Raw genomic sequence first — 2,634 nt, 5'->3', positions numbered from 1 at the left:
TGGATATTCCGAGCCAAAGTACACCACTATTCCGCTCCAATATACACCACCGATTCCGGGGCAAAGTACACCAGTCTGTAAGGGTTGTTTAGGATTAGGTTGGTTTTCTGATTGATTTTCAGGAACTGCCATTCCGGCACAAAGTACACCAATAATTCCGCTGCAAGTACACCACGGGGAGTTTAAGGATTGCTAAGTTAGGCGTCGACAAGACTCTAACGATATGGCAAACAACCCCATTAGTATGCACAGGATAAGACAATTATTATTATTTCTTGACCGTGGCTTTTCCCAGCGGGCCATAGAGAAGGAAACCGGGATCAACAGACGTACGATTGCCGGTTACCTGAAGCGGTTCGGGGAGAGCGGATTCAGCTTCCGCGAACTCCTGCTTTTTGACGACAGCGAACTGGAGGTTTACCTGAATGCCGATAAACCACCCCGTGAGCAGCCAGACCCCAGACGCTCCGAACTGGAAGCGCTATTCCCCTATATGCTATCCGAGCTGCGCAAAGTCGGTGTTACGCGCCTGCTTCTGTGGCAGGAGTACATCAGGGATTATCCCGGGGGGTTCGGATACTCGCGGTTCTGCGAACTGCTGCAGGAACATATCCTCTCCCGGGGTGCCACCATGCACTTCGAGCATGAACCCGGCAGGGTGCTCCAGGTGGACTTCGCCGGTGACATGATGCACTATGCGGACACCGTAAGCGGCGAGCTTGTGGCCTGCCCTGTACTGGTGGCCGTATTTCCCTTCAGCGGCTATGGCTATGTGGAAGCGCTCCCCAACGCCTCATTACCGCAGGTGCTGCGGGCGCTTAACAATTGCCTGGACTATTTTGGCGGGTCCCCGCTGTCGGCCAAATCGGACAACATGAAGCAGTGGGTGTCGCGTATCAGCCGCTATGAACCGAAGTTCACCGATATGCTCCAGCAGTGGGCAAACCATAATAACATCGCCCTGCTGGCCTCGCGTCCGGCAAAGCCGAAGGATAAGCCATCGGTGGAGAACGCGGTTAAGATCACCTACCAGCGCATCTATGCGCCCCTTCGCAACAACACCTTCACCTCGCTCGGGCAAATGAACCATGCCATACGGCAAAAGCTGGAGGAGCACCACGACAGAAACTTCCAGCGCAGGACATTCAGCCGCAGGGAGCTTTTTACCGATAAAGAAAAACCGGTACTCCAGCCCCTTGCCGGGACATCTTTTGTTGCCAAACATTATACAAGAGGCAAGGTACAGCGTAATTACCACGTGGTGGTGGGCGAAGACTGGCACTTCTACAGTGTGCCGGCCCGCTATATCGGAAAAAAGGTGCGTATCGTCTACTGTACTGACACCGTGGAAATATACCACGGCAGCCGGCGTATTGCCCTGCACAGACGCAGCTATAAGAAGCACGGTTATACGACCGACAGGGAACATCTCCCGGAAAACCACCGGCACATGCGCGAGCGCCTGGCATGGAACCCTGATTATTACCTGAGCAAAGCGGAAACATATGGCCCTGCTACTCGGGAGTACTTCCAGCGGGTCATGGACAGTAAGCTTATCATCGATCAGTCCTACCAGGCCTGCCGGGGACTCATGCGCCTGGCAACCGGCTATCCGGAGCGCATTGAAGGTGCCTGCAAGAGAGCGCTCAAAGGACAGCGGTTCAATTATACGGCCATCAAAAACATACTGGACAACAATATGGACCTGCTCGAAAAAAAGGAAGCACCCAAACAATACACCATACCCCTGCATGATAATATCCGCGGTGCCGGAGAATACAAATAATATAAAACCATTGGACAGAAATGAATACAGATCAGACAATCGAACAGCTAAGAACGCTCCGTCTGGCCGGGATGGCCAGACGTTACGAAGCGGTGAGTGCACTACCCGTGCACGAAGTACAGAACGTACATGAACTATTGGCCTCCATGGTGCAGGCCGAGGTGGAATACCGCGACCACACCAGGACGCAGAAATACCTGAAGGCAAGCCGGCTGCGTTATAACGCCCTGCCCGAAGAGATTGTCTGCAACCCGGAAAGGGGGATCACGCGCGAACAGGTGCTCCGCCTATCGGATGGGGCCTTTATCGGGCGGGGTGACAATGTACTCATCACCGGGGCTACCGGATCCGGCAAAAGCTTCCTGGCCTGTGCCCTGGGACGATCGGCATGCCTGCTGGGATACCGCACATTGTATTTCAGCATGAACCGCTTCATGGATACGGTCACCCAGAGCAGACTCGATGGAACCTACCTCAAGTGGATCAAAACCATATCCCATCATAAATTACTGATACTCGATGACTTTGGGCTCAAGGCGGTTGATGCGGACGCCAGGCTGGCGCTATTGGATATACTGGAAGACCGATATGGCAACAGCTCGGTGATTATCACTTCCCAGTTACCGGTGGAGGCCTGGTACAACTTTATCGATGAACCTACACTGGCCGACGCGATAATGGACAGATTGACAGCATCGGCACATAGGCTACCCCTGCAGGGCAAGTCTATGAGGAAGAAAAAAAATCACTAACTTTGAAAACCCAGTGGCGCAGCTGCGCAGATTATTGGCATCTTCACTGGTGTACTTTCATCCGGAACGAGTGGTGTACTTTCCCCGGAATATTCA

The 2,634-nt window shown here is 53.3% G+C and carries 2 protein-coding genes; both read left to right on the top strand.

What is annotated here, in order from left to right; all coding sequences use genetic code 11:
- The first annotated feature begins 244 nt into the window (after positions 1-244).
- Positions 245-1,786, top strand: coding sequence for an IS21 family transposase (gene istA, locus BM030_RS19450; protein WP_211657672.1), 1,542 nt, complete (start codon positions 245-247; stop codon positions 1,784-1,786).
- 20 nt (positions 1,787-1,806) lie between these two features.
- Positions 1,807-2,538: an IS21-like element helper ATPase IstB gene (gene istB / locus BM030_RS19445; RefSeq protein WP_090975262.1), complete on the top strand. Its 732-nt coding sequence runs from the start codon at positions 1,807-1,809 to the stop codon at positions 2,536-2,538.
- The last annotated feature ends 96 nt before the right edge of the window (positions 2,539-2,634 follow it).

This window comes from Parapedobacter composti, assembly GCF_900112315.1.
Classification (GTDB): Bacteria; Bacteroidota; Bacteroidia; order Sphingobacteriales; family Sphingobacteriaceae; genus Parapedobacter; species Parapedobacter composti.
This window is presented reverse-complemented; position numbering and strand designations above follow the sequence as displayed.

What these genes read in the sequence shown, in the direction of transcription:
- istA (WP_211657672.1), top strand. Translation starts at nt 245, where the DNA reads ATGCACAGGATAAGACAATTATTATTATTTCTTGACCGTGGCTTTTCC.
- istB (WP_090975262.1), top strand. Translation starts at nt 1,807, where the DNA reads ATGAATACAGATCAGACAATCGAACAGCTAAGAACGCTCCGTCTGGCC.